The organism is Candidatus Bathyarchaeota archaeon A05DMB-5 (genome assembly GCA_019685655.1).
In the GTDB taxonomy this organism is placed as follows: Archaea; Thermoproteota; Bathyarchaeia; order Bathyarchaeales; family Bathycorpusculaceae; genus DSLH01.
Window position 1 is genome coordinate 1 of sequence record JABFQP010000002.1, and the last position, 26899, is coordinate 26899.

The 26899-nt window shown below is 42.2% G+C and carries 30 protein-coding genes and 2 tRNA genes; 15 read left to right on the forward strand and 17 right to left on the reverse strand.

Going from position 1 to position 26899, the window contains the following annotated elements; genetic code table 11:
• Nucleotide 1 precedes the first annotated feature (1 nt).
• Nucleotides 2-77 (reverse strand) — tRNA-Gln (locus HM003_02815).
• A gap of 22 nt (nt 78-99) precedes the next feature.
• Nucleotides 100-1215: a hypothetical protein gene (locus HM003_02820; GenBank protein MBX5328274.1), complete on the reverse strand. Its 1116-nt coding sequence runs from the start codon at nt 1213-1215 to the stop codon at nt 100-102.
• Nucleotides 1216-1427: 212 nt separating this feature from the next.
• On the opposite strand from HM003_02820, the gene HM003_02825 reads away from it, so the two are divergent.
• Nucleotides 1428-2366: a transcription initiation factor IIB gene (locus HM003_02825; GenBank protein ID MBX5328275.1), complete on the forward strand. Its 939-nt coding sequence runs from the start codon at nt 1428-1430 to the stop codon at nt 2364-2366.
• A 14-nt stretch (nt 2367-2380) separates the two neighbouring features.
• On the opposite strand, the gene HM003_02830 is transcribed toward HM003_02825, so the two are convergent.
• Nucleotides 2381-2587: a hypothetical protein gene (locus tag HM003_02830; GenBank protein MBX5328276.1), complete on the reverse strand. Its 207-nt coding sequence runs from the start codon at nt 2585-2587 to the stop codon at nt 2381-2383.
• A 29-nt stretch (nt 2588-2616) separates the two neighbouring features.
• A complete protein-coding gene (gene yciH / locus HM003_02835) occupies nt 2617-2925 on the reverse strand; it encodes a stress response translation initiation inhibitor YciH (GenBank protein MBX5328277.1) in 309 nt (102 codons plus the stop codon).
• A gap of 126 nt (nt 2926-3051) precedes the next feature.
• Between yciH and HM003_02840 the strand changes: the two genes are divergently transcribed.
• The 3 genes from HM003_02840 (at nt 3052) to HM003_02850 (ending at nt 7822) form a co-directional block, all read left to right on the forward strand.
• The gene (locus HM003_02840) at nt 3052-4194 is read left to right on the forward strand and encodes a saccharopine dehydrogenase family protein (GenBank protein MBX5328278.1); all 1143 of its coding nucleotides are present in this window, start codon (nt 3052-3054) and stop codon (nt 4192-4194) included.
• A 70-nt stretch (nt 4195-4264) separates the two neighbouring features.
• Entirely contained in the window at nt 4265-6355 is a 2091-nt protein-coding gene (locus HM003_02845; protein ID MBX5328279.1) for a vitamin B12-dependent ribonucleotide reductase, read from the forward strand.
• Between the two features lie 66 nt (nt 6356-6421).
• Entirely contained in the window at nt 6422-7822 is a 1401-nt protein-coding gene (locus HM003_02850) for a nicotinate phosphoribosyltransferase (protein MBX5328280.1), read from the forward strand.
• On the opposite strand, the gene HM003_02855 is transcribed toward HM003_02850, so the two are convergent.
• From HM003_02855 to HM003_02865, 3 genes are read right to left on the reverse strand one after another with little or no spacing between them, the layout of a single operon-like run.
• A complete protein-coding gene (locus tag HM003_02855) occupies nt 7819-8361 on the reverse strand; it encodes a hypothetical protein (protein MBX5328281.1) in 543 nt (180 codons plus the stop codon). The genes HM003_02850 and HM003_02855 overlap by 4 nt on opposite strands.
• 15 nt (nt 8362-8376) lie before the next feature.
• On the reverse strand, nt 8377-8862 hold the full coding sequence (locus tag HM003_02860) for a hypothetical protein (protein MBX5328282.1): 486 nt from the start codon (nt 8860-8862) through the stop codon (nt 8377-8379).
• Nucleotides 8863-8887: 25 nt separating this feature from the next.
• Nucleotides 8888-9238, reverse strand: a complete 351-nt coding sequence (locus HM003_02865) for a TIGR04076 family protein (GenBank protein ID MBX5328283.1) — start codon at nt 9236-9238, stop codon at nt 8888-8890.
• A gap of 109 nt (nt 9239-9347) precedes the next feature.
• Here HM003_02865 and HM003_02870 point away from each other — a divergent pair, with 109 nt between their 5' ends.
• The 8 genes from HM003_02870 to HM003_02905 all read left to right on the forward strand — a co-directional run bounded on the left by HM003_02870 (nt 9348) and on the right by HM003_02905 (nt 16418).
• Nucleotides 9348-10568: a hypothetical protein gene (locus tag HM003_02870; protein ID MBX5328284.1), complete on the forward strand. Its 1221-nt coding sequence runs from the start codon at nt 9348-9350 to the stop codon at nt 10566-10568.
• 3 nt (nt 10569-10571) lie between these two features.
• On the forward strand, nt 10572-12080 hold the full coding sequence (locus tag HM003_02875) for a hydroxymethylglutaryl-CoA synthase (protein MBX5328285.1): 1509 nt from the start codon (nt 10572-10574) through the stop codon (nt 12078-12080).
• A 51-nt stretch (nt 12081-12131) separates the two neighbouring features.
• Complete coding sequence (locus HM003_02880; protein ID MBX5328286.1) at nt 12132-13295, forward strand: hypothetical protein; 1164 nt, start codon at nt 12132-12134, stop codon at nt 13293-13295.
• A gap of 91 nt (nt 13296-13386) precedes the next feature.
• Nucleotides 13387-14091, forward strand: coding sequence for an ABC transporter ATP-binding protein (locus HM003_02885; protein ID MBX5328287.1), 705 nt, complete (start codon nt 13387-13389; stop codon nt 14089-14091).
• Nucleotides 14088-15356, forward strand: coding sequence for an ABC transporter permease (locus HM003_02890; protein ID MBX5328288.1), 1269 nt, complete (start codon nt 14088-14090; stop codon nt 15354-15356). The genes HM003_02885 and HM003_02890 overlap by 4 nt, the downstream gene beginning before the upstream one ends.
• A 236-nt stretch (nt 15357-15592) precedes the next feature.
• Entirely contained in the window at nt 15593-15778 is a 186-nt protein-coding gene (locus HM003_02895) for a TRAM domain-containing protein (protein MBX5328289.1), read from the forward strand.
• A 13-nt stretch (nt 15779-15791) separates the two neighbouring features.
• Nucleotides 15792-16082 (forward strand): DNA-binding protein, encoded by a 291-nt coding sequence (locus HM003_02900; protein MBX5328290.1) that lies wholly within the window; start codon nt 15792-15794, stop codon nt 16080-16082.
• Nucleotides 16083-16124: 42 nt separating this feature from the next.
• Entirely contained in the window at nt 16125-16418 is a 294-nt protein-coding gene (locus HM003_02905) for a TRAM domain-containing protein (protein ID MBX5328291.1), read from the forward strand.
• A gap of 67 nt (nt 16419-16485) precedes the next feature.
• Here the strand turns inward: HM003_02905 and HM003_02910 are convergent, their stop codons facing one another.
• The 6 genes from HM003_02910 to HM003_02935 form a co-directional block, all read right to left on the reverse strand.
• Nucleotides 16486-16926 (reverse strand): 3'-phosphoesterase, encoded by a 441-nt coding sequence (locus tag HM003_02910; GenBank protein MBX5328292.1) that lies wholly within the window; start codon nt 16924-16926, stop codon nt 16486-16488.
• A 51-nt stretch (nt 16927-16977) separates the two neighbouring features.
• On the reverse strand, nt 16978-17943 hold the full coding sequence (locus HM003_02915) for a 2-oxoacid:ferredoxin oxidoreductase subunit beta (GenBank protein MBX5328293.1): 966 nt from the start codon (nt 17941-17943) through the stop codon (nt 16978-16980).
• Nucleotides 17933-19864 (reverse strand): 2-oxoacid:acceptor oxidoreductase subunit alpha, encoded by a 1932-nt coding sequence (locus tag HM003_02920; protein MBX5328294.1) that lies wholly within the window; start codon nt 19862-19864, stop codon nt 17933-17935. The genes HM003_02915 and HM003_02920 overlap by 11 nt, the downstream gene beginning before the upstream one ends.
• Before the next feature lie 49 nt (nt 19865-19913).
• Nucleotides 19914-20051, reverse strand: coding sequence for a hypothetical protein (locus HM003_02925; GenBank protein MBX5328295.1), 138 nt, complete (start codon nt 20049-20051; stop codon nt 19914-19916).
• A gap of 104 nt (nt 20052-20155) precedes the next feature.
• Nucleotides 20156-20578, reverse strand: a complete 423-nt coding sequence (locus HM003_02930; protein ID MBX5328296.1) for a ferritin — start codon at nt 20576-20578, stop codon at nt 20156-20158.
• A gap of 122 nt (nt 20579-20700) precedes the next feature.
• Complete coding sequence (locus HM003_02935; GenBank protein ID MBX5328297.1) at nt 20701-21447, reverse strand: HAD family hydrolase; 747 nt, start codon at nt 21445-21447, stop codon at nt 20701-20703.
• Nucleotides 21448-21492: 45 nt separating this feature from the next.
• On the opposite strand from HM003_02935, the gene HM003_02940 reads away from it, so the two are divergent.
• Together HM003_02940 and HM003_02945 are read left to right on the forward strand one after the other, a co-directional pair.
• The gene (locus HM003_02940) at nt 21493-22008 is read left to right on the forward strand and encodes a DUF3795 domain-containing protein (protein MBX5328298.1); all 516 of its coding nucleotides are present in this window, start codon (nt 21493-21495) and stop codon (nt 22006-22008) included.
• A 164-nt stretch (nt 22009-22172) separates the two neighbouring features.
• Entirely contained in the window at nt 22173-22913 is a 741-nt protein-coding gene (locus tag HM003_02945) for an SDR family oxidoreductase (GenBank protein ID MBX5328299.1), read from the forward strand.
• Between the two features lie 288 nt (nt 22914-23201).
• On the opposite strand, the gene HM003_02950 is transcribed toward HM003_02945, so the two are convergent.
• From HM003_02950 to HM003_02960, 3 genes are all read right to left on the reverse strand, one after another.
• A complete protein-coding gene (locus HM003_02950; GenBank protein ID MBX5328300.1) occupies nt 23202-23750 on the reverse strand; it encodes a hypothetical protein in 549 nt (182 codons plus the stop codon).
• A gap of 146 nt (nt 23751-23896) precedes the next feature.
• Nucleotides 23897-24370, reverse strand: a complete 474-nt coding sequence (locus tag HM003_02955; protein ID MBX5328301.1) for a hypothetical protein — start codon at nt 24368-24370, stop codon at nt 23897-23899.
• A gap of 183 nt (nt 24371-24553) precedes the next feature.
• Nucleotides 24554-24726 (reverse strand) — tRNA-Trp (locus HM003_02960).
• Between the two features lie 152 nt (nt 24727-24878).
• Between HM003_02960 and HM003_02965 the strand changes: the two genes are divergently transcribed.
• The gene (locus tag HM003_02965) at nt 24879-25991 is read left to right on the forward strand and encodes a hypothetical protein (protein MBX5328302.1); all 1113 of its coding nucleotides are present in this window, start codon (nt 24879-24881) and stop codon (nt 25989-25991) included.
• Nucleotides 25992-25996: 5 nt separating this feature from the next.
• On the opposite strand, the gene HM003_02970 is transcribed toward HM003_02965, so the two are convergent.
• Nucleotides 25997-26887 carry a hypothetical protein gene (locus HM003_02970; protein MBX5328303.1) on the reverse strand — a complete coding sequence of 297 codons (891 nt, stop codon included), beginning with the start codon at nt 26885-26887 and terminating at the stop codon, nt 25997-25999.
• Between the last annotated feature and the right edge of the window lie 12 nt (nt 26888-26899).

The following is a 26899-nucleotide window of genomic DNA, read 5'->3' on the forward strand; positions in this document are numbered from 1 at the left end:
ATGGTAGCCCGGGAGAGATTCGAACTCTCGTCGGCGGGTCCAAAGCCCGCTATGCTTGTCCGCTACACCACCGGGCTTCTGTCAGGCAAAGTCTTTCAGCTAACTCTTTCTTAAGTGATTTTTGATTAAAACTTTCCTATTTTGGCGTATTTTAAGTGTTATTTCTCGGGTTTTCTCGATAACTTGCTTTGCTTCACGTTTGTCTATGTCAGTTAATCCAAAAAATTTTGTTATGTGCTCGTAGTTTTTCGGGTTTTTTTCTTCGAGGCTTCTCAAAGAGCGCATCATGGTTGTGTAGTCAACTTTGACTTTTTCAATTAGTGATGCCAGCCAGACATAGTTTTCAACAATGTCAATAAGCACGTTGTTCAGGTAATGCGTTGTTTCAGCGAGTTTTCCGTTTTCAATCAGAGAGCTTGCACGCAATACTATGCCATTAAGAAAAGCGGGAGCCAAATAGTAATTCAGTTTAGTCCTAACCTTGAAGTGTGCAGACTCCAAAACTGGAATATTCTGCAAGGCTGTCGCTCTTGCCTCATCCCAGATAAGCTTGAAAAGACGCAGTTTTTCTTTGACACTTTCATTATCCACCTCCTTCAATCTTGACGTTTCCAAGTACTCTTTAAACAAATCGGACATTTTCAGCTTCGTCACTGAAGTTTCCAATCGCTCTATAAACCGGCTGTTCGAGAAAGGCTCAAGAGCAATTTCAACCAAAACTTTCAAAATGCTTTCCAAGGCGACAGCAGCGAAAAGGTAAGCGCTTTCAAAATCTTCTCTTGAAAAGGCTGAAGTTGCACGGCTCAAGTAAATGTCTGAATCTATTACGTGCGTTTCTGTTCGAATGTCAACACGTTCTGCTGAATTGTAGAATTTAGTCATCAAAAGTTTAGTGTTTGTTAAAGACCAATCTCTATCATAGAGGATTTGCATCTCGTAGAGTTTTTGGTCTATTTCAGGAGGAATTGGACCTTGAATCCATCGTTTCGGAACGTGGTCTAAGTCTATAAGTAAGCCAGCCGCATCGATTCTTTCTACATACTTGTAGTTGGAGCTGCTTTTGTCAAGAATTAGCAAGTCGACATCACTTGACGCTGAGGCTTCACCTCGGCTCCAACTTCCAAACAAGCCTATACCATAAACGTTTTCTCTAACCCGCAACTCAGCAACTGTTTTCTCCAGTATTCTTCGTATTTTTTCTGGAAGCTTCAACACTTAAACCACTCTCCTCCTTTTATAGTTAGTAGTTTGTGTAAGTATTCAAAATTTGTGAAATGGATACTCCTAAAAGAACCGTAAAATTTATATATTAAAACATTTCATCTGAATAGGCACACGGGGCCGGATGTACTGATTTCTGTTCCCGAAGCATTTGATGAGGAACCCGAAAAAGTGACGGTTCTCCAGCAATATTGGAGTGAATAAAAATGAGTAAAAAAGAAGGCGGAGCCCGTCAACGTCTAGTTGACAAATGCCCAGAATGCGGAAGCGCAAACCTTGTTCACGATTACGATACTGGCGAAACTGTCTGCGGCGACTGTGGACTTGTCTTGTATGAGCAAATGATGGACAAAGGACCTGAATGGCGTGCTTTCACCCAAGAAGAGAAAGCGTCAAGAAGCCGTGTTGGAGTGCCAACGTCATACTCAGTGCATGATAAAGGCTTGTCAACAGCCATAAGCCAAGTGGACAGAGATGCATTCGGAAGAAAGCTTCCGTTATCTACACGTTTGCAGATGTGGCGCCTTAGAAAATGGCAAATACGCTCAAGAGTGCATTCTTCAGTTGACAGAAACCTTGCACAAGCAATGGCTGAGCTTGACCGTTTATCAGACAAAGTTTACATTCCACCGCCAATAAAGGAGAAGGCGGCGGTTATTTATCGCAAAGCCTTAGACAAGGGCTTGGTTCGTGGTAGGTCGATTGCGGCGATTGCAGCTGCTGCGTTGTATGCTGCGTGTCGTGGAAGTGGAACGCCTAGAACGCTTAGGGAAATCGCTGAAGCGAGCTTGGTTGATAAGAAGGATGTTGCGCGTTGTTATAGACTGCTGCTTCGTGAGCTTGATGTGCAGATGCCGATTGCTGACCCATTGACTTATATCTCAAAGATTGCTGAGAGAACAGGGATTTCAGGTAAAACGCAGGGAATTGCCATACAGATTCTCAGAGACGCAAGAAAAAGACGGGCTGCGGCGGGTAAAGACCCTATGGGATTGGCTGCAGCGGCTTTATACATTGCTTGTCTGCAGAATAACGAGAAGAAAACGCAGAAGGACATTGCAGAGGCTGCAGGTGTTACGGAAGTTACCGTTAGAAACCGCTACAAAACCTTAAAGAAACAGCTTAACCTAGAGCTTCCAGACTAAGCAACAATATTTGGTTAACTCTCTTCTTCTTTTTCAAGTTCCATAACTAAAATGCCAACGTAGCCGCAATCATCGCACACGTATTTTCTAGGAGTTAACCAATAATCAAGGCTGCTTGACAAATGAATCTTTGGACTTCCGCATCTTGGACAAAAAATTTTCGCAGGTTTCCTACGCTTCAGTGTTCCGAATACCTCTCGTAGATTCTGCAACAGTTTCAAATTGGGCTTACTCCTTTACTATGCGGAAGTTACTGCAACTCTATATTTTCTGCGGGATATCCAAGCTTTATCAGATACTGGTGAACTTTCTCGCGGTGGTCTCCCTGTAGCATTATCTGACCATTCTTTGCTGTTCCGCCACACGCGCAATGACTCTTCAGCTTCTGCGCCAAACTTGCCAAATTCGAGTTCTTGTCATTTATGCCGTCCACTATGGTTGTTGGTTTGCCAAATTTGCGTGTCTCAAGCCGTATGCGAATGCGCTGTTGCTCCTTCTCAATTTCACTGCATACGCACAAGTCTTTGGGAAGCCCGCATGTCGGACAGATTTCAGCCATGATGCTCAACCCTAACAATTACCGTGGGAGTATATAAGATTTTCAAATCAATCCTCTATAATTAGAATACATTTCAGACCTTTTTCTAGTAAGACTTTAATCTATTTAGCCCCTTCATAATGCCCCATGAAAGCGCTTGTGTTAGGTTGCGGAAACATAGGCTCTGCTGCGGCAGAAGACCTTGCAAAAAGCCTAAGCTCACTCGAAATCGTAGTAGCTGACAAAGACGAAAACAGAGCCAAAAAAGTCGCAAAAAAAATAGACAAAACAAACGTCTCGTGGACTCAAATAGATGCAGCAAACCAAAACAAACTAGCCAGCTCCTTGAAAGGCTTCGACATAGTAGCAGGGTTTTTGCCAGCAACACTCGGCTATCGTTTGGCAGAAGCCTGCATAAACGCCAAAACCAACCTAGTTGACGTGTCCTTCATGGAAGAAAACCCATTAACACTCAACAATAAAGCCATAGAAACCGGCGTAACCATCATTCCAGACTGCGGATTCGCTCCTGGAATAAGCAACATCCTCGTAGGAAACGCCGTAAGAAAACTGGATAGGGTTATAAACGTGCACATAATGGTTGGTGGACTTCCAGAAAAACCTGTCCCACCATTGGGCTATACGATAACTTGGTCGCCTGAAAGCCTTATCGATGAATATACGAGAAAAGCCAGGATTGTCAGAAATGGCAAGATTGAAGAGGTGGAAGCCCTAAGTGGACTGGAGCAAATCAAATTCCCAAATGTTGGAAAATTTGAGGCGTTCTACACTGACGGACTCAGAAATTTGCTGGACACCATAAAAGGCGTGGAAGAAATGTGGGAGAAAACGCTCAGATATCCCGGACACGTAGAAAAAATCAATCTACTACGAGCATTAGGCTTCTTTGAAGAAGAACCAGTTGAAATAGAAGGCGTCCGATTGCCGCCGAGAAAACTTACAGCTAAACTGTTTCAACAGAAACTTTGGAAACCAGAAATCGGAGACATTGTAGTTTTGAAGGTGGAGGTTTCTGGCGTTAAAGGAAGCAAACATGTGCGGCGCATTTATCATTTGGTTGACCATTACGATTCTATCCACAACGTGACGGCGATGGCGAGAACTACAGCTTATCCGGCTTCGATAATTGCGCAGTTGATACTTAAAGGCGCTATAAGAGAGAAAGGCGTTGTTCCGCCTGAGTTGTTAGGAATGAATGAAAGCGTTTTCCGAGAATTCCTGGCTGAGCTGGAGAATAAGGGAATACGGATTAAAGAGGAAATAGCTTAAGTTCGCTAGTAAAACCGCATGCTTCTGGAAACTTTATATCGAAATTAGCGCAATTCTGAGTTGACCACACATGGCTATCACTAAGATAAGGAAAAGAGACGGGAGAATCGTTGATTTCGACGCTGGAAGAATCAAAAACGCTATTCACAAGGCTTTTGTCGCGGTTGAGCTTAAGGACGGCGAAAGAGCGGAAAACATCACAAGAGAAGTTGTTAGCCTTTTAGAGGAGAAATTCAAAGAGCAAATTCCTTCTGTGGAAGACGCTCAAGATTTTGTTATTGAAGTTTTGAGAAAGAGAGGTTACGAAAAGGTCGCAGTGGAGTATGAGGCTTACAGGAAGAAGAAGGAAGAATTAAGGGCGTTAAGAGAAGAGTTTAGAATAGAGCCAAAACTGACGGTTAACGCGTTAGAGGTTTTGAATCGGAGATATCTTTTGAAGGACGTAACTGAAAAGATTGTGGAAACCCCAGCACAGATGTTTGGCAGAATCGCGAGAGCCATTGCTAAGGTTGACAAGAAATATGGTGAAGACCCAAAGAAAAGCGAGAATATCTTCTATGAGATGATGACGAGATTGGAGTTTATTCCCAATTCGCCGACGCTTTTTAATGCTGGAACAAGGTTAGGTCAGCTTTCCGCTTGCTTCGTTTTGCCAGTTGAAGACTCTTTGGAGGGCATCTTCACCGCGGTGAAAAACACGGCTTTAATTGAGAAAAGCGGTGGCGGAGTTGGGTTTGACTTTTCAAGACTGCGACCGAAGGGCGACATTGTCATGTCAACAAAAGGAGTCGCGTCAGGTCCTGTCAGTTTCATGCGCGTTTTTGACATGGCTACCGAAGTTATAAAGGCTGGAGGAAAGCGCAGAGGCGCTATGATGGGAATTTTAAGAGTTGACCACTCAGACATTTTGGAATTCATAACTTCAAAGCAGAAACCAGGATTTCTTTCAAATTTTAACATTTCAGTCGCGGTTACTGACGATTTTATGAAAGCATTAGAGGAAGACGGCGAATACTGGCTTGTTAATCCTCGAAATAAGGAGAAAACGGCGAAGCTTAAAGCCAGAGACGTTTGGGATTTGATGGTTAAATCTGCTTGGGCAAGCGGCGACCCCGGAGTCATTTTTATTGATGAAATTAACCGGCATAATCCAACACCAGAAGTTGGAAGGATAGAATCAACTAATCCCTGCGGAGAACAACCGCTACTTCCATACGAATCTTGCAATTTAGGGTCTATAAATCTTTCAAGAATAGTTGAAGATGGAAAGATTAACTGGGAAAAACTGAGAGAGACCATAAGAAATGCTGTTCATTTTCTCGATAACGTTGTAGACGCAAACAAATACCCGCTGAAAGAGACTGCGAAGATAACTAGAGCCAACAGAAAAATAGGTTTAGGCGTCATGGGCTTCGCGGACATGCTCATAAAACTGAAAATTCCATACGATTCCAATGAAGCCTTGGAACTTGCTGAACGACTAATGAAATTCATCGAGGAAGAAGCACACAAGAAATCCCAAGAGATTGCCGAGAAAAGAGGGTCGTTCCCCAACTTTGAAAAAAGCATATGGAAAAACAAGTATAAAGCGTTCAGAAACGCCACAGTAACAACCATAGCGCCCACCGGAAGCATAAGCATAATAGCCGGCTGCTCCTCGGGAATCGAACCAATATTTGCAATTTCCTTCATAAGAAACGTTTTGAGTGGAACAAGACTTTTCGAAACTAACCCTCTATTCGAGGCGATAGCAAAAGAAAGAGGATTCTACGATGCAAAGCTTCTCGAAGAAATCGCGAAAACAGGCTCTGTTCAAAAGATTGACAGAGTCCCAGAAGACGTTAAGAAACTCTTTGTAACAGCCCTAGACATCGAACCAGAATGGCACGTGAGAATGCAAGCAGCTTTTCAGAAATACACTGACAACGCAGTTTCAAAAACCGTCAACTTGCCAGCTAATGCCACCGTTGAGGATGTCAGAAAAGTGTATGATTTAGCTTGGAAACTGAAATGTAAAGGAGTTACAGTGTTTCGTTACGGGAGCAAACCAGAACAAGTCCTCTACATAGGTGAAATAAAAACTCCGGAAGGAAAATTCATCTCAGCAGAATCAGAATATGCTGGCGGTTGCCCAACTCAAACTTGCCCGTTTCCAGGTTGAGATAATTAAAGTTCATGCGTCGGTAAGAAACTTTAAGACATGCTTAACGGAAACTTTGAAAAGGAGATGATATGCGTGAGCCCAAAGTTGGATTTTGTATGCGAAGAAGACATGAGCATGTTCACTGACTTATACGAACTAACAATGTGTGCAAGCTATTTCGACAACAGAAAATTTGAGACTGCCACCTTCGACCTCTTCATAAGAAGACTGCCACCAAATCGCTCTTACTTTTTATTTGCTGGCTTAGAACAGGTTCTGGCTTATCTTGAAAAAGTAAGATTCAACGAGAAACAGATTGACTTTTTGAAAACGCAAGGGTTTAAGGATGATTTTCTCGGTTACCTTAGAAAATTCAAGTTTACAGGCGAACTGTGGGCTGTCCCCGAAGGCACTGTGGTTTTTTCAAACGAGCCCTTGATTAGGGTTACAGCGCCCATAACAGAGGCTCAACTAATAGAAACCTTCATTCTCAACACTGTCAACTTGCAAACAACAATAGCCACGAAAGCTTCAAGAGTCGTTAACGCCGCAAAAGGCAGACCAATCATCGAATTTGGTTTAAGAAGAGAGCACGGCACAGATGCGGGAATGAAAGCAGCGAGAAGCAGCTACATAGCAGGCTGCAGTGGCACTTCAAACGTTCTCGCAGGAATGAGATATGGCATCCCAATTTTTGGCACTATGGCGCACTCGTTTGTAATGCTGTTTGATAAAGAAATAGACTCTTTCAGAGCTTTCACGAAAACTTTCCCAGACAAATCCACACTTCTGATTGACACTTTCGACGACATAAAAGGCGCAGAAAAAGCAATCATCGTTGCGAAAGAGCTTGAAGCGAAAGGATTCAAACTTCGCGCAGTGAGACTGGACAGTGGAGACTTGGTGGAAATAAGCAAGAAGGTTAGACAGCTTTTAGACAAGAACGGCTTGAAATATGTGAACATTTTTGCAAGTGGAGACTTAGACGAGTACAAAATAGAAGAACTGTTAAGAAAAGGCGCGAAGATTGACGCTTTCGGCGTTGGAACTAAAATGGGAACATCAGCAGACAAACCCTACGTGGACGTCATCTACAAACTGTCCGAAAAAATGAACGAAAATGGAGAGTTTTCGCCCATAATGAAACTGAGTAAAGGCAAGGTCACACTTCCAGGGAAAAAACAGGTTTTCCGACTCAAAGACGCTACGGGAAATTTTGTGAAAGACACAATCGCCTTGCACGATGAAAAAATAGAGGGAGAACCGCTTCTCATGAAGGTTATGGCTAATGGCAAAATAGTTTGCAGTCTCCCATCGTTGGATGAGATAAGAAAAAGAGCCATGGAAAACGTTTCAAAACTTCCTGAGAAGTATAAGAAGCTGAAGAGAGCGCCACGTTACCCCCTCGTGCTTAGCCCAAAACTGAAAAGGTTGATGAGAGAGCTAAAGAAGCGAATAAAGGAAGAAGAAATCGTTAACTTTTAGCTTGCAGTAACAGCCAAAAGAAGATTTATGAAGCCAACTTCTATTATGGCTGCGATAAAGAATATGCCATAGATAAAAACCAAATCTTTGATAGTCATTGTGCGGCTTAAAGTTTTCTTTAGGGTCAAGTATATGCCGTAGCCTTCAATAATGCCCATTGGCGTGCTTACCAACAAAATCAGAGGCAAATCTTCAACGTACACTCTGCCATAGATGAGGATGGCTCCGCGCAAAATGCTCAAAAAGATAATCATTACAGTAAAGGCTATCGCGAAAGTTCTCGGATGTTCAATCACGATTCGCCCATGCTTTTCTCTCTTAAAAAAATCCAAAAGGACTAGGTTAACGTAGAACGTCATTCCAAGCAATATCAATGACACTACGAGAACATTATGAACAAAAAGCATGAGAACCGCTAAAAGCTGATTACGTGTAATGTCGCCGACTATGTTAAAGAAAAACAGGTTCTCATAATACGAAAGCGCCAAAAAACCTAAAAAGGCTAATCCTAGGAGCGCCGTTGTCTTTTTTGAATCCAAAGTATTTGAACGCTCCTAAAGAGAAAACACAAATGACGGAAACAGAAGTTTCCCTAATTCCCATATTTCTTTTATTATTCCGAAAATTATAGCAAGAAGTATGGCAACAACCAAGAAAATTATCATAGCCAACAAGCCAACAGCAATTGCTCCAAGCCAACCAGTCTCATAAAGACTCTTAATAAGAAGCAGCCACACAAAAATGCTCAAAATCAGCGGGATGAACGGGTAAGGAATAAACAAAAAGAAAACCGTTGACAAAACCGTTCCAAGAAAAGAAATCAGAAAGGCATCTCTAAAACGGGCGCGCCTTCCGCCAACAACAATTAGCCCTGCAACATAAAGAACCACGGACAGAACCAAAAGCTGAACAAAGAAGAAAATTAAGGGAAACAGAATCTGAAATTCTGATGGAATGAGGTTCCACCAGCCGCCTCTTCCATCGGCAGCCATAGCTACGAATGAAAAAATGAAAACTCTCAAGAGATGCGCGATTGCCATGTAAATCACTCAATGCGTAGCCCTATTAAGGGAACAAAATAAAAAGTTTATGAAGCATACGACTAGATTTTTCCCGCTTTATTTCGAAAAGCACAGTTCCGCCGTCCGTGTAAGGTTTCCCAGGGTCCAAACATTGAAAATAGCCTTTCTCGCCTTCCTCTTTTGCTAAGCCCAACTGCTTAAAGCTTATTCCGTGGCTTAAGGGAACAACCATAGAAAGCATACAGCCTAAAGCGTGAATGCAAAGATTGTCAGTTTCACTAACGGCTATTCTGGGCGAATCCACAACTATTTGTTCTCCCACCTTATGAACCGGACAGTTTCCACGCACATCCTTAACCGTAATAACCAGACGGTACCTACCAGTTTTGAACATGGCTTTCACTCCATTACATTCAATATGCTTATTAGCATGAGTTATGAAGTTTTGGGAAACGCCGAAATGGCAAACACTTAAAAGTTATCATGAAAGGGATATTTGATAATTGAGAGAGAAAGGTGTAAAAGCAATGCAGAATCGTCCAGCCATAGTTGCCGCTGGAAGAACCAAATTCGGGGAACATTACGAGAAAGAACCAGAAAAACTAATTGAGGAAGCGTGGCTTAAGGCTTCGGTGGAAGCTGACATAGAACGCAAAGACCTAGAAGCATGCTACCTATCAGACTATTTTCTTCCAATCACGAACAAGCTTGGACTCGAAGAGGGTTTCCTTTCAGAACTAACAGAACTACACGTGCCAATGGAAGTAACCCGCTCCTTCGGCTCCGCATTATCTAACGCTTGCAATGCAATCCAAGCTGGAAAATACGATGTGGTTCTAGTGGGCGGCATAGAAAAAATGACTGACAGATGGGACAAAATCCGAGACGACCTCATGCTTCTCGAAGACCCATGGAGCTACTACGCGGGATGCACGCCAGAAGCAAACCATGAGCTGATGCTTCGAGCCTACATGAAGGAATATGGAATAGAAGGAGATGATGCAGAAAAACTGAACATTGCCCTAGCACAAATCGCAGTAAAAAACCACTTACACGGAACAAAAAACGAGTACGCACAGTACCAACGAAAAATAACCGTAGAGCAGGTCATAAACGCCAGAAAAGAAGCCCGAAAACCCTTGGGACTTTATGATTACGCGCCAATCTCAGACGGCGCTGCAATCATTATCCTCACAAGCGAAGACGTTGCCAAAAAATTCACAGACAAACCAGTCCATGTTCTCGGCTCGTCTTCAGCAACAGATTACCTAACCTTTCCGGCAAGAGAAGATTTAACGCGTTTTCTTGTAAGCGAAATTGCAATGAAGAATGCTTTGAAAATGGCTGGAGTGAATTTGTGGGATATACAAATAGTGGAGCTTTATGACCAGTCCACGGTTATGGAGATGGTTTCGCTTGAAGATTTGGGATTCTGTGAACGTGGAAAAGCGTGGAGAAGCATTTACGAGAGCTATCAAGATTGTAAGGGCTATTATGAAATTGAGGGAAAGAAAATTTTTGTGAACATGAATGGCGGCTTAAAAGCAGATGGAAACCCGCTCGGCGCCACGGGTGGAGCCCAAGTTTTTGAAGTTGTTAAGCAATTAAGAGGCGAAGCTGGCGAGCGACAAGTCAAAAGCGAAAAAGAACTCGAGTATGGCTGTGTGCTGGAGCTTGAGGGATTCGGCACTAAAGGCTACGTTTACATTTTAGGGAGGGATTAGTAAATGAGCAGCGAACCCATAGAGAGAAGAGTTTCCTATCTTGGCGATAGGCTTAGAGGAAGACGTTGCCAAATATGCGGAAAAGAATATTTCGAATTTAGAGACTACTGCGGAAACTGCGGAAGAAAAAGTTTCGGAAAAATGGTTGACATAGACCTTTTCTATGAGAAGGGCAAACTTGAAATATGCACGCTTGTCAATGAGCCAACAAACAAATTTACAAAACTTGGAAGTTACATTTACGGAATAGTCTCATTTCACGATGGAAAAATACGGGTTCCGGGAAGACTAACTGACCGCATGATAAGGCAAGGAGAAAACATTGATTTTTCGGCTTTGGAAGGAAGAGAAGTCATTCCAAGGTTTAGAAGACGTTATTCAGTGGACAGAAGCGATGTCATCCCAACAATTTCTTTGGCTTTCACCTTTGCAGACGAATATTATCCCCATCAAGAATACACTGTGGCAAAGCCTAACAAAGAATACGATAACCCGGGAATAGTTGGCTACGGAGTTTACACATCAAGGTTTAGGATAAGAGAAGGAAACATTGAACGTTCAGTACCGTTCATTGACGAAGACTCCATAACTGCGGCTGTAGAAGCTGGAAAAACAGCACTGATTCATTCTGGCGTTGACAGTGCGCTTGTCGGCAAAATATATGTGGGCTCCGAATCTAACCCTTACGCTGTTAAGCCCATTGCTTCCAAAGTGGCGCAAGTGCTAAAATTGGGCGAAGAATGCGAAGACGTGCAAGGAGTAGACGCTGTAGACACGGAGTTTGCATGCAAAGCTGCAACAAGCATGTTTAAGGACGCGGCTTCGCTTGTAAGTTATCCCAAATCGAACATCCAATACGCCATGACCATAGGCACGGACAATTCTCAAGCGGCACCGAGAAATTGCCCAGGAGGCGAGTTAGACCTTTTCGTCGGCTTCGGCGCTTGCGCTTACATTTTCGGAAAACACGATGTCATAGCTGAAATTGAAGGATGGTATTCGTGCACTTCGGACACTCCGGATTTCTGGCGAAGAGACGGCGAGCCATACCCAATGCATGGCGGACGCTTTACCGGAGACCCAGCATACTTCAAACATATCAGAAAGGCGGCAAAAAAGTTAATGGAACGGCTTAACTTGCAAATCAACGATATCAACTATTTTGTTGCTCATCAGCCAAACGTTCAGTTTCCAGTACGCATCGCGAAGGAGCTTGGATTTAAAGAAGAGCAGTATTTGCCTTCATTGCAAGTGGCAAAGTTTGGCAACACGTATTCTGGCTCTTCGCCTGTTGGTCTTGCGGCAGTCTTGGATGTTGCTAAACCCGAAGAGCGCATTTTAATCGCGAGTTATGGTTCTGGTGCTGGAAGCGACGCTTACTCGCTTGTTACTACGAGCCAAATATTGGATAAACGGAAGCGGCAGAAGTTGACTGTTAAGTATCAGGCGGAAAATCCGTTCTTGGAATATGTGGATTACACAACGTATAGAAGATTAAAACTTGGAATGTAAGCAAACTTTAATAGTGATAGAATAACAAGTTACCAGCGGAGTCTAAACTAAATGTCCGCAAAAGAAGTGCTCAGAGTCATATACGCACCGCATAAGGCATTTAAAGAGATAATCCAAAAGCCCGGATACAAAGGACCAATAATAATCATGGGATTGTTTGTGTTGTCCTTTGCAATTTTTTATTATGTTCTTTCTTCTAGAGTTTATTATGACCAAACAGCGCCACAATTGTCATCAACAGAATTTGATAAATGGACAGAAGACGCTACCCTCTGGAGTTTAAGTGCGGCTGTATCAGAGAACAGCACGGACTACATAAAAGGCAGCTATTATGGAAACAAGAGTATTCAGTTCCATCTTGAAAATGAAACACAGATTTCTATGGAATTAAAAATTCCAACCTCCTTAAACTGTCTGGGCGCTGACGGTTATGCGAACGTATCGTTTAGAGTGAAAATAGTTGAACCAGAAACTAATCCATATAATTTGAGCATTTATTTGTTCTCGGCGAACACCACTGATAATTACTTTTACCATTCCATAGCAGATGGCATCGCTGAAACAGGAATCTGGAACAACAAAACAATTCTGCTGAGCGAATTTACAAAGGTTAATAATGCCGACTGGAGCAACATCACTGGTTTAAAACTTGAATTGGCATGGACTAGCAATGAGAATATCACCGTTCTGGTTGATGGACTCTTCTTTCACGGCGTTTATAAATCCGCACTTGAAATTAATGGAAGTGGAATCTTAGTTAATTCCGTAATAAGCGGGTTCATGCAGTTCACTATACAATGGACTATACTCGGCATCTTTTTATATCTACTTTCAAAATTGTTTAAAGCACAGCCCATTTGGAAAAGTATGCTTACGATATCCGGATTTGCCTTGATAACGTTCTTTCTGCAAAATTTAATAATCACTGGAGTAGTTCTTGCTTATCCAGAAACGCACTTTTCTCTTTCAACCCTAGGCGGAGTCTCCGGAGAAGGATTTACAGTTGACGCCCAAAATTTCCAGTCCATTCTAATGATTCGATATGATATTTTAGATAGGATAGTGTACTATGTTTGGATTGTAGCTTTGTGCACTATTGCGCTTCATTTAATGTTTGCATTTTCATGGACAAGGAGCATTTCTATCTCAATTCTGAGCAGCTTGATTAGCATGCTGATATTTCGCCTTATAATATATGGAACGGTCTGGCTTTAGTTTACACATGGCAGTTGACAACAGAATCCGATGACGTCAATAAGATAAAGTTAAATAGTTAAGCAAAATTTTTGAGTCTGCGTTGATACGCATGAAAACTCTGCTTGAAGCTCATGATGTCAAGAAAGCTTATCGAATGGGCAAAGTGCATGTTCCAGCTTTGCGTGGAGTAAGTTTTGAAGTCAAGAAAGACGAATTTTTAACAATTTTCGGGCCTTCTGGCAGTGGAAAATCAACTCTGCTACATTTGATTGGAGGGTTAGACCGTCCGGACGAAGGAAAAATCATTATCGACGGCTTTAACATTCTTGAGATGAGCGGTGACAAGTTGGCTGAGCTTCGTTTGACCAGAATAGGGTTTGTTTTTCAATTTTTCAATTTACTACCAAGATTGACTGCATTAAGGAATGTTGAGTTGCCACTCTCGATTGCGGGTGTGCCAGAGAAGGAAGCGGTGGAAAAAGCAAAAGAAATGCTAACGCTTGTGGGACTGGAAACTCGCATGAATCATAAACCCACAGAGCTAAGCGGGGGAGAACAACAGCGAGTAGCAATTGCACGGGCTTTAATAAATAATCCAAAAATCGTGTTAGCAGACGAGCCAACTGGAAATCTCGATACCAAAACGGGCTGGGAAATAGTCCAGCTAATGAAAAAGCTGAACGAAGAGAAAGGACAAACCTTCATAGTTGTCACTCACGACCTGCACATCGCAGAAACTGCAGACCGCATAATACACCTCAAAGACGGCTTAATAGAAGCAATAAAAGAAGCGCCGAGAGGGAATAAACGATGAGGCTGAACAAAATTTTAGCTATGGCATGGGAAAACATGACCCAGCGAAAACTACGCACCTCACTAACCACCCTAGGCGTTGTGATAGGCATAACAGCAATAATCAGTTTAGCTTCCTTAGGCGAAGGATTCAGATTAGGCGTAAAAGAACGCATGGAACAAGGATTTGAACTAAACGTGCTAATAGTAATTCCAGGAAGCTTCACATCAGGACTCATGGGAAGCTTTACACCACAAGATGTCGCAAACATTCGGGAAAACGTTACAGGCGTGGAAATTGTCACTCCAATAATAACGTTGCCACAAGTAAAATTGAATAACACACAAACGAATGAAGGCTTAAACGCCATAACAGTAGGCGCCGTGAATTTCTCAGAAATGCGCCAAATCTTCCCAGACAGGTTTATTCCATTAGCAGGAGAATTACCAAGCCAGGAAGAAAACGACACAACTGTTTTGGGATTCAGAACTTGCTATTTGAATGATGTGACACCGATTGTCAATGTAGGCGAAAATGTAACTTTGCAAATTGACGTTTCTGGAATACCAATAAATAAAACTCTTCAAGTTGCTGCGATACTAAATAAAGGCGGGACTTCGGGAATCACAAATTTTGATTACTGGGCATTTATACCATTAAATGCGGTGCCCGCTCCAATCAATGAAAAATACAATATAATTTTAGTCAAAGTTTCCAACCCGGAAAAATCAGAACAAATCGCGAGAGATATAGAGAACACTTTTGAAAATCCATATTCCATAAGCATACTTGTGCCGATAGCTTTCATGCGTCAAGTGGACCGAATTCTAAATTTTGTTCAACTGTTTCTGATGGCTATAGCTTCAATTTCTTTGCTTGTGGCAGGAATTGGCATAATGAACATCATGACGGTTTCAGTGATGGAGCGAACCCGCGAAATTGGAATTTTGAAGGCTATCGGAGCGAAAAGTCGAACTGTACTAGGCATGTTTCTCGCTGAAGCTGTGCTGATAGGAATAATAGGCGGCTTGATAGGCATGTTTACTGGATATGGAATCTCCTACGGACTAGCCTATATGCTGTCAAGTTTTATGCAACCACAACAACAGCAAGACACTATTTTCAGAACACCTGAAACCCATGGAATGAACATAAACCCAGCATTTTCACCAGAATGGACAATAATAGCCTTTGTCTTCGCAATCATCGTGTGCATAATCTTCGGTTTGTACCCTGCCAGAAAAGCAGCCAAACTAAACCCAGTTGAAGCTTTACGTTATGAATAAAAACTTAGCAAAATTTATATGGTTGAAGGACTTTTCTGCATGTAACTGGCCAACAACCAAAAACTCAAGTGACCATCACAAAGGTATGTGAGTTTTAGGGTGAAAGGCTGGTTCCGCGATAAGGACGAAAACGCAACATGCCAAGAAGGCTGCCAGAAAAAACAAAAAATGCGCCAAGAAAACCAAGAAGATTTGGAAGCCAAAGAAGGTTCCGCCCAAGCAGACCGCTCTTTTCGATGGCGCCTGTCAAAGAGAATCAGGAAATAGAAGTTGTCATCGACGATATTGGAAGCAGAGGTGACGGAGTAGCTAGAATACAGAACTTTTTGATTTTTGTTCCAAACAGCAAAATAGGCGAACGCGTTAAGGTCGTAATTCGCTCGGTTCATGAGAAATTTGCAGTCGCGGAAAGAATAGCTTAGACGGAGGACGAAATTGAAAATAAAAGAATTGCGAAACGGCATGAAGAACGTTACAGTAGAAGCCAAAGTAACAGAAAAATCAGACCCACGCGAAGTTCTGTCAAGATTCAAAGACGAAACATACAAGGTTGCAACAGCAATAATCGCAGACGAAACAGGCACAATAAAACTGACGTTATGGAACGAACAAATCAACCAAGTAAACATCAACGACACAGTCAAAGTGGAAAACGGCTACATAACAAGCTTCCGAGGAGAAATCCAGCTGAATGTAGGAAAATACGGAAAACTAACAGTTGAATAACCGCGAATCAAATTTTATTTAACGCAATGAGAGGTGAAATGAATGAGTGAAAGAAGAAGCTTCGGTCCGAGAAGAGGAGGATTCAGAGGAAGAGGCGGAGGAAGCAGATTCCCACCGAAACCAGTAGAAATCGGCAAAGAATACGAAGTTGACATACAAGAAACAAGCCGACGTGGCGAAGGAATAGCCCGAATTCAGGGCTTAGTGACTTTCGTACCGAACACTAAACCAGGCGAACACGTCACGATTAAAATAACAAGGATAAGCAGAAGATTTGCAGAAGCCGAAGTTGTTGGAAAAGGAGAAGCAGAAACCGAAGAAAAAGAAGAAGAGTAACCAAAAAACGAAAGAATATTTCTTCTCGAAACTTTTTCCAATATCTGTTCTTTTCTACTTTTAACACTCATTTCTTTTTGAAGAAAAGCCAGTTTTTCTGGTCTTTAAACCTCACCAGCACATATACGCCCTTCAGTTTGTTGCCGTTGATTTCCACAATGAGCTTGTCTTCTTTTTGGTCTATCATTTTGTAGGTGCCTTTGTCCCAGATTTCCACCGTGCCAGCGCCATACTCGCCTTCAGGAATCGTGCCTTCAAAACTTGCATAGTCAATTGGGTGGTCTTCAACTTGGACGGCTAATCTTCGAACGCCAACCGTTAGAGGCGGCTCTTTAGGCACTGCCCAACTTTTCAGTACTCCATCCATTTCTAAACGTAGGTCGTAATGCAAATGTGTTGCAGCGTGCTTCTGAACAACGTAAATGTTTCCCTCGCTCATTTTTACTTCACCCTTCGGCTCGCTTGTTCTATTGAACCTCCGTTTTCTCTCATATTCTTTTAGGCTCATTTCCTACTCAATCTCTGCCAAGCGATACATTCACCATAGTTGAATTTAGTTTTAAGAAGTTTTTAACTCTTCAAAGAACTGCTCTAAAATTGCTATTGGAGAACCAATTTCTTCGCTGATTTTCTGTTTTGCAGGAGGATTGCTAAGGTAGAAGGGTATTCTTTGAGTGAGGCGTTCTTGGAAGGTTGGTACAAGCTCGTTTTGGTAGAATATGCCTATTGGAATTTTGTCGCCCCATTTTTGAGCCTTTTCAAGAGCAGCCATTTTCTTTTTGAAATCTTCAGTTGGCTCATGCACAACCGGCTCGTAGCCAGTTTCGTCTAGTTTGTAAAGTCTCGGGTTTGGTTTTCCAGTTTTGGGGTTTATTCTGTCCATGCCAGCATACCATTCTTTAGTGTTTATGTCGTTGTATGTGGGGCACGGTTGCAGAATATCCACGAAGGCTAGTCCCTTGTGTTGAATAGCGTGTTTTATCATGTCTTTCAAGTGTTTTGTGTCGTAAGCGTACGCTCTTGCAACGAAAGTGTAGCCAGCCATAACCGCTAAAGCAAGGGGGTTCACGCCCTCGTTTATGTTTGGTTTTGAAAGAGACTTTGTTTTTAAGCCCAGCTTTAATGTTGGAGAAGCTTGTCCCTTGGTTAACCCGTAAACGCCATTATCATGAATCAAATAAACCATGTCCACATTGCGCCTTCCAGCATTCACAAAATGTCCAGCGCCTATGCCTAAGCCGTCGCCGTCTCCACCCACAGCTATCACTTCCAACTCTGGATTCGCCACTTTAATTCCTTGAGCGAAAGGCAAGGTTCTACCGTGAAGTGTGTGAACTCCATAGGCTTTAATGAAATGTGGCGGTTTGCCAGAACAGCCTATTCCGGAAACTATCACAATGCTATGTGGTTCTAATCCAAGCTCGGCAAAAGCCATCTGCATGGCAGTGAGTATGCCAAAGTTGCCGCATCCTGGGCACCAGTCAACGAAAACGTCTGTTTTGAAATCTGACATTTTAAGAGCCATAGGTTAACACCTGCCTTTTTGGAGCTTGATTAAGCAGAATACGCTTTAATGCTTCATACACTTCGGTCGTTGTCATGGGACGCCCATTATACTTTAAAATATGATAACTCATTGGAATTCTTGTTTTTTCCGTAATTATTCCTCCAAGCTGTCCAGAATAATTCATTTCTATATCAATGACTTTTTCGGTGTTTTTCAAAACATCAGCGATATATTCTTTGGGAAGGGGATGCACCATCCGAACTTGCAGAAAACCTAAACTGAAACCTTCTTTTGATAACATGCCAAGGGCTTCGAGAACTGCACCTTTCGAAGAACCCCAACTGACAATCATGTTCTTCGCGTTTTTGTCTCCGAAAAAGTTGACTTTCTCTTCAATTGGCACTTCATTTTCTATTGCCTCAAGCTTTTTCATGCGTTTCTCAACCATCATTGTTCTGTTGGGAGATTCCTCGCTTATGTGCCCAAACTCGTTATGCTCATCGCCCGTGTACCAATGCACGCCATTTTTTGTTCCTAGAAAAACTCGTGGAGAAATGCCATTTTCTGTGAATTTGAACCGTTTGTATTCTATGCCTTGAAGTTTTGCTTCATCGAGAATATCGCCTCGCTCAATCTTAAATTGGCTGAAGTCAAAGATTGGATACGTTTGGGAACTGTTGCCGAGAGCTTTATCAACCAAATGGATAACTGGCAACTGATACCTTTCAGCGTAATTAAACGCAATTGCAGCGTCATAAAAACATTCACGAATATCACCAGACGCAAGCACTATCCGCGGAAATTCGCCGTGTCCAGCGTGAATGGCAAATCGCAAGTCGTCTTGTCCATGCCGCGTCGGTAAACCAGTGGAAGGCGCACCTCGTTGATAATATGTGATGACAACTGGCACTTCGTTGTTTCCAGCCCAAGCTAAGCCTTCAACCATGAGCGAAAAACCAGGTCCAGACGTGGAAGTTGCTGCTCTGGTTCCAGTTAAGGCTGCTCCAGAAGCCATGTTGACCGCTGCAATTTCATCTTCCGTTTGAATGACAACTATGGCGCCTTTTTCATCCCCAGTTTTTGTTTGTATGATTTCGTGAGCTTCTAAATATTCGCTTTCGTCTGCAGCGGGAGTTATTGGATAATAGGTTTGTATTCTACACCCGCCTAAGACTTTACCAAGCGCTACTGCTTGGTTCCCAGATAGGAAAATCCGTTTTTCGGTTGTATCGGTTTTTTCGAGTTTGTGTTCGAAACCGTTGCCAAAGGTTTGTTTGGTATATGTGTAGGATGTTTGGAAGGCTAAAACGTTCATATTTACAATTTTGGGTTTTTCTGCAAAAATCGACGCAATCGCCTTTTCTACAAGAGCAGCGTCATAATCTAGCAACCCGAAGGAGATGCCAAGTGTTAAAACGTTTATCATTCGAGTAACCTTGCTCAACTGTTCAATGCCCAATTTTGCTGCGACTTCCTTCAACAAATCCATGTAAGGAATACGAAACACGTGAATGCCTGCTTTTTCTGCTTCAGAGAGTAAATCGCTTAAACCGTCGCCCCAGCCTTTTTTCTCCAAAAACTGCCGATATTCTTTTTTGAATTCGTAAGGCAAGGTAGGTATGCTGAATATTTTTGTGTTAACTTGGTCTTTGTCAACTATTATTCCGCCGTTTGGAACAACTTCGTTTATGTGTCTGACAACCGTTTCCGCGTCAAATGCCGCAAGCAAATCTACATCATTAACGTTTGCCGAAACTTCACAAGTTGAAACTCTTAAATGAAAATAGCTGTGCAGTCCCTTAATGTTTGAGTGATATTCTCTTCTGCCGTAAACATACAAGCCTCCGTAACCGCAAGCTCTTCCAAAAATGTTCGCGGCTGAATCGACGCCGCTGCCTTGTGGTCCACCTGCCATCCAGTTAAGTTCCTCTCTTACCATCTTATATTCTCACCAACTTGAATTCTCTTAGGACAAAAAGGGTCAGTTTTTATCCGCCTGTGGCTTTGTCGGTACCTATGCTGCATTCGCAGTTAGTAGATTCTCCGCAGTAGGGGCACACGCATTTGCAATCATCAATTGAATAGCCACATCTTTCACATATAGGCTCCTTTTCTTCTGATTTCATTTGTTAATTCCCATTATAGTATATCATTTTCTGCGAAATTAAAACTTATGTAAAAATGTGCAGAAGCTAAAGGGTGGATAAAAAAGGTGGGGGTATTTTTGGTTTTACCTTAGGTCTTCAAACAGAGTCGTGAATGTGTCGTGGTGTTCTTCTTCGTCTTTCAAAATGTTCATGAAGAGTATTTCGGTTGTTTGGTCCTTCTCTTTGCGCGCTTGCTCGATTATTTTCTTATAAAGCGCTATCGCGTTTTCTTCGTCCTTTATGTCGCGTTGTATCATCTGCTTAAGCGTTTTACCCACAACAATTTCAGTTGGCTTCGTCGTCGGTGTTTCACCTAAATAATAAAGTCTTTCAGCAATGGCTTCAGCGTGCTTCATCTCGGTTATCGCTATCTTCTTCAGCTCATCCTGCACCGCGAAGCCTTTAACGCCGCCCCATTGAACGTGCTGCCACATATACTGAATCGCAACTTGCAATTCTCTTGCTATACCGTCATTCAACATTTTCAACAATTCTTTAGAAGCCAATTTTCTTTCACCTTATTTTGACAGATTGAATTACAGTTTTTGTCGTTCTTCTTATATTAAATTTTCTTAAATCACGCGGAAAAGGCTGAAAAATTAAACGTTTGCAAACTTGATAAAGAAAATTAGAGCACATATAATTTAGAAACTGAAGAAACAACCACGTCTGCTACTTGCTCAAGCTTTTCTTGAGAAGTAAAACCAGTCAAAACGCCAATACACGCCTTTAGCTTCGCGTTTCTACCCATCTGCATGTCCGACACGGAATCTCCAACAATAACAGTGTTGCTTGGCTTAGATTCTGTCTTTTTTAAGATTTCAAGCACCATGTCAGGTGAAGGCTTCCCATTCATAACGTCGTCACTTCCAACTACCGCATCAAAAAAGTGCGCTATCTCCAAGGTTTTGAACGATTCCACCGTGCGCTTGTGAGTGTCTGTGGAAGCAATTGCAAGTTTTAAGCCGCTTTGCTTTAACCGTTTAAGAGCCTCCGCTACGCCTTCTAAAAGAACTGAACCATAAGGAGACTGGATTGAACCGTCAGCCTCATCATAAGCTCTCTGAGCCGACTGCTTAGCTTCACTCCACGAATAGCCACTCAGATAGAAAGCTTCAGCCGCAATCAAAATCTCTTCACGTCTTGGAGCAGTTCCCAAAGGTCCACCGTGGTCTATTTTCTCATTCTTCAAATCAACACCGACAATTCTCTCCCATAACTCAGAAACGGTCTTTCCACCATGTTTTTCAATTGCGTTTTTGCGTGCTTTAGCCAGTTCCAACAACAACAAATGCTGATTGACAAGAGTGCCGTTCTTGTCAAAAATTACCAACTTGCATTCTATTATTTTGTCTCCTGCAACTAACTTTTCCATATGATATTCTCCACGATTCTTTATTCTCGCCTTAAACGAGTAGCTATGGCAAGAGTCATCAAGAAAACTATTTATCCTTTAACCTACCATGCCCTAAACATGATTGACAAAAATTCGCTCCGTTTTGTAACCTATTGTGGCTTATACTGCAGACTGTGCGCTCAGCACGCTCGCATAACACGCCAAGCAAGCCAACTCCAACAAACGCTACAAGAAGAAGGGTATGGGGATTTTTACCAACACTTTCCAGAAATGAAAAATGCCTTTCCACAATTCTCGCAATTTCTGGAGAAACTTGCAAAGTTCGATTGCACATGCAGGTCAGGTAAAGGTGGACCTTCAAATTGTGAAATCCGCAAATGTGCCCGACAAAGGAGAATTACTGTTTGCCCACGGTGCAGAGAATACCCATGCCAGCACATTCAGAAACTGGCAGAATGCTATCCGACTCTCATTCAAGACGGAAAACGCCTGCAAAAGATAGGCGTCCACAAATGGATGGAGGAACAAGAACAAAGAGTCAAACGAGGCATAAGCTATTCCGACTGGAAAGCTAAATAATCTTTTCAAAAATATTGTACTCTAAATTCACAAAAATTTTAATAATCCGCTTCATTTGATGGTTCAATAGTTTGGGAGCGCATAGTAATGACCAAGAAAGATACTGCTAAAACTGGTTTGCCGCCTTTGCACACACTTATTTTTCTCGAAGGAAAAAAGCATTAATTACTGGTTCAGCCGCGGGCATTGGCAAAGCCATAGCCTACAGGTTTGCTGAAGCAGGCGCTGATTTGGAACTCGTCGACATCAGCGAAGAGGGCTTAAACGCTGTAAAAGAAGAGCTTAAACAGTTTAAGGTGCACATAAACATTCACAAAGTTGACCTTTCTAAGAAAGAAGAGATAGATGCTTTATGGAAGAGGTTGGAAGGCAAAGAACCAGATATATTGGTCAATAACGCGGGCATTTACCCTTCCAAGTCTTTTCTCGAAGTGGACGAAGCCTTTCTGCAGAAGGTGATGGATGTTAATTTGAATTCGGTTTTTTGGATGTGCCAGCACATGATAAGAAGTAGATTGAAAAAGGGCGGAGTAATAATAAACGTTGGTTCTATTGAGGCTGTAATGCCTCTGAAAGAAGAGCTTAGCCACTATAGCATTAGCAAGGCTGGAGTCATGGTGCTTACGAGAGCCTTAGCAAGCGAATACGGCAAACACGGGTTCAGAATAAACGTGCTTGTGCCGGGTGGAGTTTGGACGCCAGGAACAAAAAGTTTGGCAAAAGAAGCGTTGCAGTTCAAGTTTAAAGTGGTGAAAACTGGCATAGAATATGGCATTAGGAACCCGCTGGGCAGACTTGTTAAGCCAGATGAAATTGCACGTATGGCTTTGGTTCTTGCAAGCGATTTATCCAGTTACGTGCATGGCACATTAATAACTGTTGACGGAGGATTCCTATCCGCATAAACTGAACACAGTTTTTCCGGTTCGAATAGCATAGACGCCCTAGGACTTCATCGATTCAAAAGTTCTCAGTTTAAAACGTTTAGAGACACAGCCACGTATAACAGTAACGATTTAACATAAAAAAGAGAAGATGTTGATTTTTGCAGTTAGAGTTTATTCTTTTGGTTTTTCTGAGGGTGGAGGCGGTTCTAGAGTTTTCGTTGGCGGTTTTCGCTTGAGCAGTACAAGAGCGGCTACAACTACAACGACACAAACAACAGCTGCAACTGTTATTATGAGCCACAAGTCTCAACCTCCAGTGCTCCACATGTTTGTTTCGACAACTTTCATCAAAGTTGTTGAGCCTCCATAGGAGCTATAGAATTCCAGAAGCACGCCCTTCTCTCTATCCCAGTAGTATGTGCTTGTTCCAATCATTGGAACAGAAACATTAAGATAAGCAGCATCTCTGCCATCTTTTGTTGTCGTTCCCGTTATTGGAAATGTCATGCCATAGACAAGATCGCCAGTGCTTAGGTTTGCCGAAACAATAAGTGGCACACTGGAGATTGTTGTGAACCCTGAACCTGTAGCGACATCTATCGTGAAGTCTCTGGGAGTGGTAGGCCATCCTGGCTGATTTCCCTCATATTTTCCGCTTACTTGTGTGCCGCTAACGTTTTGGATGGTGATTTTTATCCATGTCGTGACTGATTGCCCTTGGGCAGTAACCTTAATTTCCCATTTTATCCATTCATTTTCTTTGACGCCTACTGTTGCGACTGCAATTGTTGGCGTTACAGAGAGTAGGATAAGGCAAAGTACTATGGGTATCGCTATTTTCGTCATGTCAAGCATTTTTTCACCATGAGCCAGCACTTAGAATTCTCTTGTTATTTATGCCTTACGAAAGTATTTTCTAGCTTACAGTAAGTTAGGGAGTAAAACTTTAGTGTCGCATAGAACGAAATTATTGCAGTTCCCATATCTTCTAGCTTTTGAATCTATGAAGATTGGGGCTGAAGCGTTTCAGCGACTGTTTGTGCCCACTTTTTCGTCTTTTCCAACTCTCCTTCTTTCAGTCGCATTTGGTTCATTTTGCCTTCAACGTAAGCAATCAACGGAGTTGTTATCAGCTTAAAGCCTAATTTTTTAAGCTTGCCTTCTATGCCCTTTACTGCGCTTCCGCTTATTCTTGATTGCACTTGCGTGTCAAAAGCCGCCGCGAGTTTACTGGAAAAATCTTCATTTTGCAAGCTATCCAGAAACTTTCTCATGTCGTTCGAAGCTCTGAAGGCCATGGTGGGTGCGCCAACAATCAAACAATTATAATCTTTTATAACTGTCGCGTTGGCATTGTTAACATAGAAAGAGTCAACTTCGATTCCCTTTTCTCTTAACACTTCGCCGATTGTTTCGGCAACCTTTTCCGTTAACCGCATAGGAGAAACTGTATCATAGACAATTAGAACCTTCATTGAAGTCAGCCTCAATTCACCCTTAAACATGCATGTTACTTTTAAACATTCTCAAACGTGCCAAAACACAGAACTTATGCAAAACGCAAGCGTGTTAAGTCAACAACACTGAGCATGTAAGAACCCCAAACAATATTCAAAGAAATAACAGAAAAGAAGCATCATCATCTTTGGTTTGAGTATTGGTGGGGCTGGTCGGATTTGAACCGACGACCTTTCCCCGGAGACAGCGCTTGGCTGTTCCTACGGGTTTCTCTATGACCGCTCCAGAACTTCTTCATTCCGCTTCGGGCGGTCCGCAAACCCGTTTGTTGCATTCTGGAGCCCGTCGTCATACCTTCCTAGACTACAGCCCCGTTGTGTTTGTGGCATTAAATTTACTGTAGAGGATAAGATATATGCGTTATTCCTACGTCCTTTCTAGAATAACTAGAGAAGCTTATGCGTTAGATGCGTGAACATCTAATTATCTTAAAGTATTTATGATCGATTCCGGTAACGTGTGTGTTTGTGGAGGGCGTTTATAACGGGAAACGAGTTAAGCAGAGATGTACGAAAGAAATGTGTTCTTTATCAAGAGATAGACGGCACTTCTTACGAAGTGGATTTGCCGTTAACTTCCAACGTTGACCCAGATGAGTTAAGAGAAAAAATAGGTTTGCCCTCCTACATCGACCTCAACTATTTTCCATTAAAAAGTGCCATGGTAACCCTTTGGGCGACTATAAACGCGCCTAAACTTCACGAGTTATACCCCGAAGCTTTCGAGAAAAAAATCAGCGACAACCCTATTCCCGCCTTGCTGTTTGGAGGAGCAGCAGTCAAAATTCTCTGCAAGAGCGCAAATGCTGGCGGTCCACTGGCAAGAGCGATAAAGGATACAGATTTTATCATCCCCAAGAAACAAGGAATGAGCTTTTGCAAGCTTCTTTTGAACATGGACAAGGCTTTTGGAACACAGTTTAAGTATTTTCGGACAAAAGGCGACGTGCTTTTCAATGCTATGAGACAGGGTCAAAGATATCGGATTAGAACAATAAACGGCATAACTGAAGAAGGTCTTCCCACAGTTACCGTGCTGGATATTTTCTGTGATTACATAGAACTGCGCCACCGAATAGAAATTAAAGACTCCTTTGAAAACTGCAGAGAAAACTTGTGCACAATCGGTTTGGAAAACTTGATACTTTCTAAGTCACAGTTTATCATGGACTATCCCAAATCAGACGCGCACGTGCTGAAAGAGTACAAGCAAGAATTCAGAATCTTACCATATGAACACTATGCTTCAGACAAGATTGTTTTGGGAATGGAAGAAAAAGACACGAAAGATGTCTGCGCAATTTTCTTAGACCATTCTATAGGTGAAGAAAAAGACGAAATCAGTCCTACCAAGATGAGAAAGGCTTTGGAAAGAGATAAGAAACTCACGTTAACCGTAACACTCAATCTTCAAAATTTAGCGAATAGAACTGAGCTTATGGAAAGATGGCTGAAGAAAAACGACGTCGCAACCGTCTCCAACAGAATAAACGAGTTGTTGAAGTATTTGCCTAAGGTTGACAAAAAATGGGACAAGCCATGGTGGAATACCGCTGTGGAAACACCAATGATTGAATAGTAAGGCTATTTCTTGCGTATCAGCTGTTTTATTGTGTTGTAGGCGTCTTTTCTGGACATTCCAGCTCTTGAAATCGGTAGCTCCACCGTCTCTTTTTCCGAATACAGTTTTATGCAAACTTCACGTTTTGGAGTAACATACATTGTTGCATCCTTGAAATTTGACCACTTGCCTTCTCTCACCGTTTTTCCTTCTTGAATAGTGAATCCTTGACTGTTCAACAAAAGGATAGTGTGGTAGTTACTCTTGTAAAGACGATAACCTCCCACCAAAGATAAACCCGTAACTACCAGAAGGGTTAAAGGATGAATGGCTTGAGGCCACCCAGCGAGAGCAATTGCCACTAAAAATAGAACGCCCAATCCAAGAAGGATAATGAAGCTTTTCATATAGTTGGGCACGTCGAAAATTTCAAACTTTGCTTCTGTCAATTTGAGGTGTTTAGCAAGTCCTTTTCCGAGAACGTTGTTGGACGTGACATTTTCTTTAGATGCAAGACTAAAGGCGGCAACACCAATATTTTTGTCAACCAAATCGTTTATTGCGTTTTTCAATGTTTTGTCGAATGGTTGACTTTGGACCAATCCTAGAAAAATCCATTCGTCTTCGCCAAACTTGCTCTTCAACGAGATAATCATTTCTCTAAAAGATTTAGTATCCATTGCTGGAGATGTGTAAATGAAAAAGTTAATCTTGTATTTTGGGGTCACCAAGGCTGAGAATATTTTTGAAAGGAAGAATCCTTTCTCCTGAAGGCTTCCTGAAGCATAAATTGGAAAAGTAACGTTGCCGATTTTATAGTCTCTATAGATTTCGTTGAAATTAGCCAGCCATCTTAAATGTCCTTTGGCTATTTGTTCTTCCACCATGTCAACGACAAAGTTAAGTTCATACAATTTCTAAGCACC

What these genes read in the sequence shown, in the direction of transcription:
- HM003_02825 (MBX5328275.1), top strand. Translation starts at nt 1,428, where the DNA reads ATGAGTAAAAAAGAAGGCGGAGCCCGTCAACGTCTAGTTGACAAATGC.
- yciH (MBX5328277.1), bottom strand. Translation starts at nt 2,925, where the DNA reads ATGGCTGAAATCTGTCCGACATGCGGGCTTCCCAAAGACTTGTGCGTA.
- HM003_02840 (MBX5328278.1), top strand. Translation starts at nt 3,052, where the DNA reads ATGAAAGCGCTTGTGTTAGGTTGCGGAAACATAGGCTCTGCTGCGGCA.
- HM003_02845 (MBX5328279.1), top strand. Translation starts at nt 4,265, where the DNA reads ATGGCTATCACTAAGATAAGGAAAAGAGACGGGAGAATCGTTGATTTC.
- HM003_02850 (MBX5328280.1), top strand. Translation starts at nt 6,422, where the DNA reads ATGATATGCGTGAGCCCAAAGTTGGATTTTGTATGCGAAGAAGACATG.
- HM003_02860 (MBX5328282.1), bottom strand. Translation starts at nt 8,862, where the DNA reads ATGGCAATCGCGCATCTCTTGAGAGTTTTCATTTTTTCATTCGTAGCT.
- HM003_02865 (MBX5328283.1), bottom strand. Translation starts at nt 9,238, where the DNA reads ATGTTCAAAACTGGTAGGTACCGTCTGGTTATTACGGTTAAGGATGTG.
- HM003_02875 (MBX5328285.1), top strand. Translation starts at nt 10,572, where the DNA reads ATGAGCAGCGAACCCATAGAGAGAAGAGTTTCCTATCTTGGCGATAGG.
- HM003_02880 (MBX5328286.1), top strand. Translation starts at nt 12,132, where the DNA reads ATGTCCGCAAAAGAAGTGCTCAGAGTCATATACGCACCGCATAAGGCA.
- HM003_02885 (MBX5328287.1), top strand. Translation starts at nt 13,387, where the DNA reads ATGAAAACTCTGCTTGAAGCTCATGATGTCAAGAAAGCTTATCGAATG.
- HM003_02890 (MBX5328288.1), top strand. Translation starts at nt 14,088, where the DNA reads ATGAGGCTGAACAAAATTTTAGCTATGGCATGGGAAAACATGACCCAG.
- HM003_02895 (MBX5328289.1), top strand. Translation starts at nt 15,593, where the DNA reads ATGGCGCCTGTCAAAGAGAATCAGGAAATAGAAGTTGTCATCGACGAT.
- HM003_02905 (MBX5328291.1), top strand. Translation starts at nt 16,125, where the DNA reads ATGAGTGAAAGAAGAAGCTTCGGTCCGAGAAGAGGAGGATTCAGAGGA.
- HM003_02910 (MBX5328292.1), bottom strand. Translation starts at nt 16,926, where the DNA reads ATGAGCCTAAAAGAATATGAGAGAAAACGGAGGTTCAATAGAACAAGC.
- HM003_02915 (MBX5328293.1), bottom strand. Translation starts at nt 17,943, where the DNA reads ATGGCTCTTAAAATGTCAGATTTCAAAACAGACGTTTTCGTTGACTGG.
- HM003_02920 (MBX5328294.1), bottom strand. Translation starts at nt 19,864, where the DNA reads ATGGTAAGAGAGGAACTTAACTGGATGGCAGGTGGACCACAAGGCAGC.
- HM003_02925 (MBX5328295.1), bottom strand. Translation starts at nt 20,051, where the DNA reads ATGAAATCAGAAGAAAAGGAGCCTATATGTGAAAGATGTGGCTATTCA.
- HM003_02935 (MBX5328297.1), bottom strand. Translation starts at nt 21,447, where the DNA reads ATGGAAAAGTTAGTTGCAGGAGACAAAATAATAGAATGCAAGTTGGTA.
- HM003_02940 (MBX5328298.1), top strand. Translation starts at nt 21,493, where the DNA reads ATGGCAAGAGTCATCAAGAAAACTATTTATCCTTTAACCTACCATGCC.
- HM003_02950 (MBX5328300.1), bottom strand. Translation starts at nt 23,750, where the DNA reads ATGCTTGACATGACGAAAATAGCGATACCCATAGTACTTTGCCTTATC.
- HM003_02955 (MBX5328301.1), bottom strand. Translation starts at nt 24,370, where the DNA reads ATGAAGGTTCTAATTGTCTATGATACAGTTTCTCCTATGCGGTTAACG.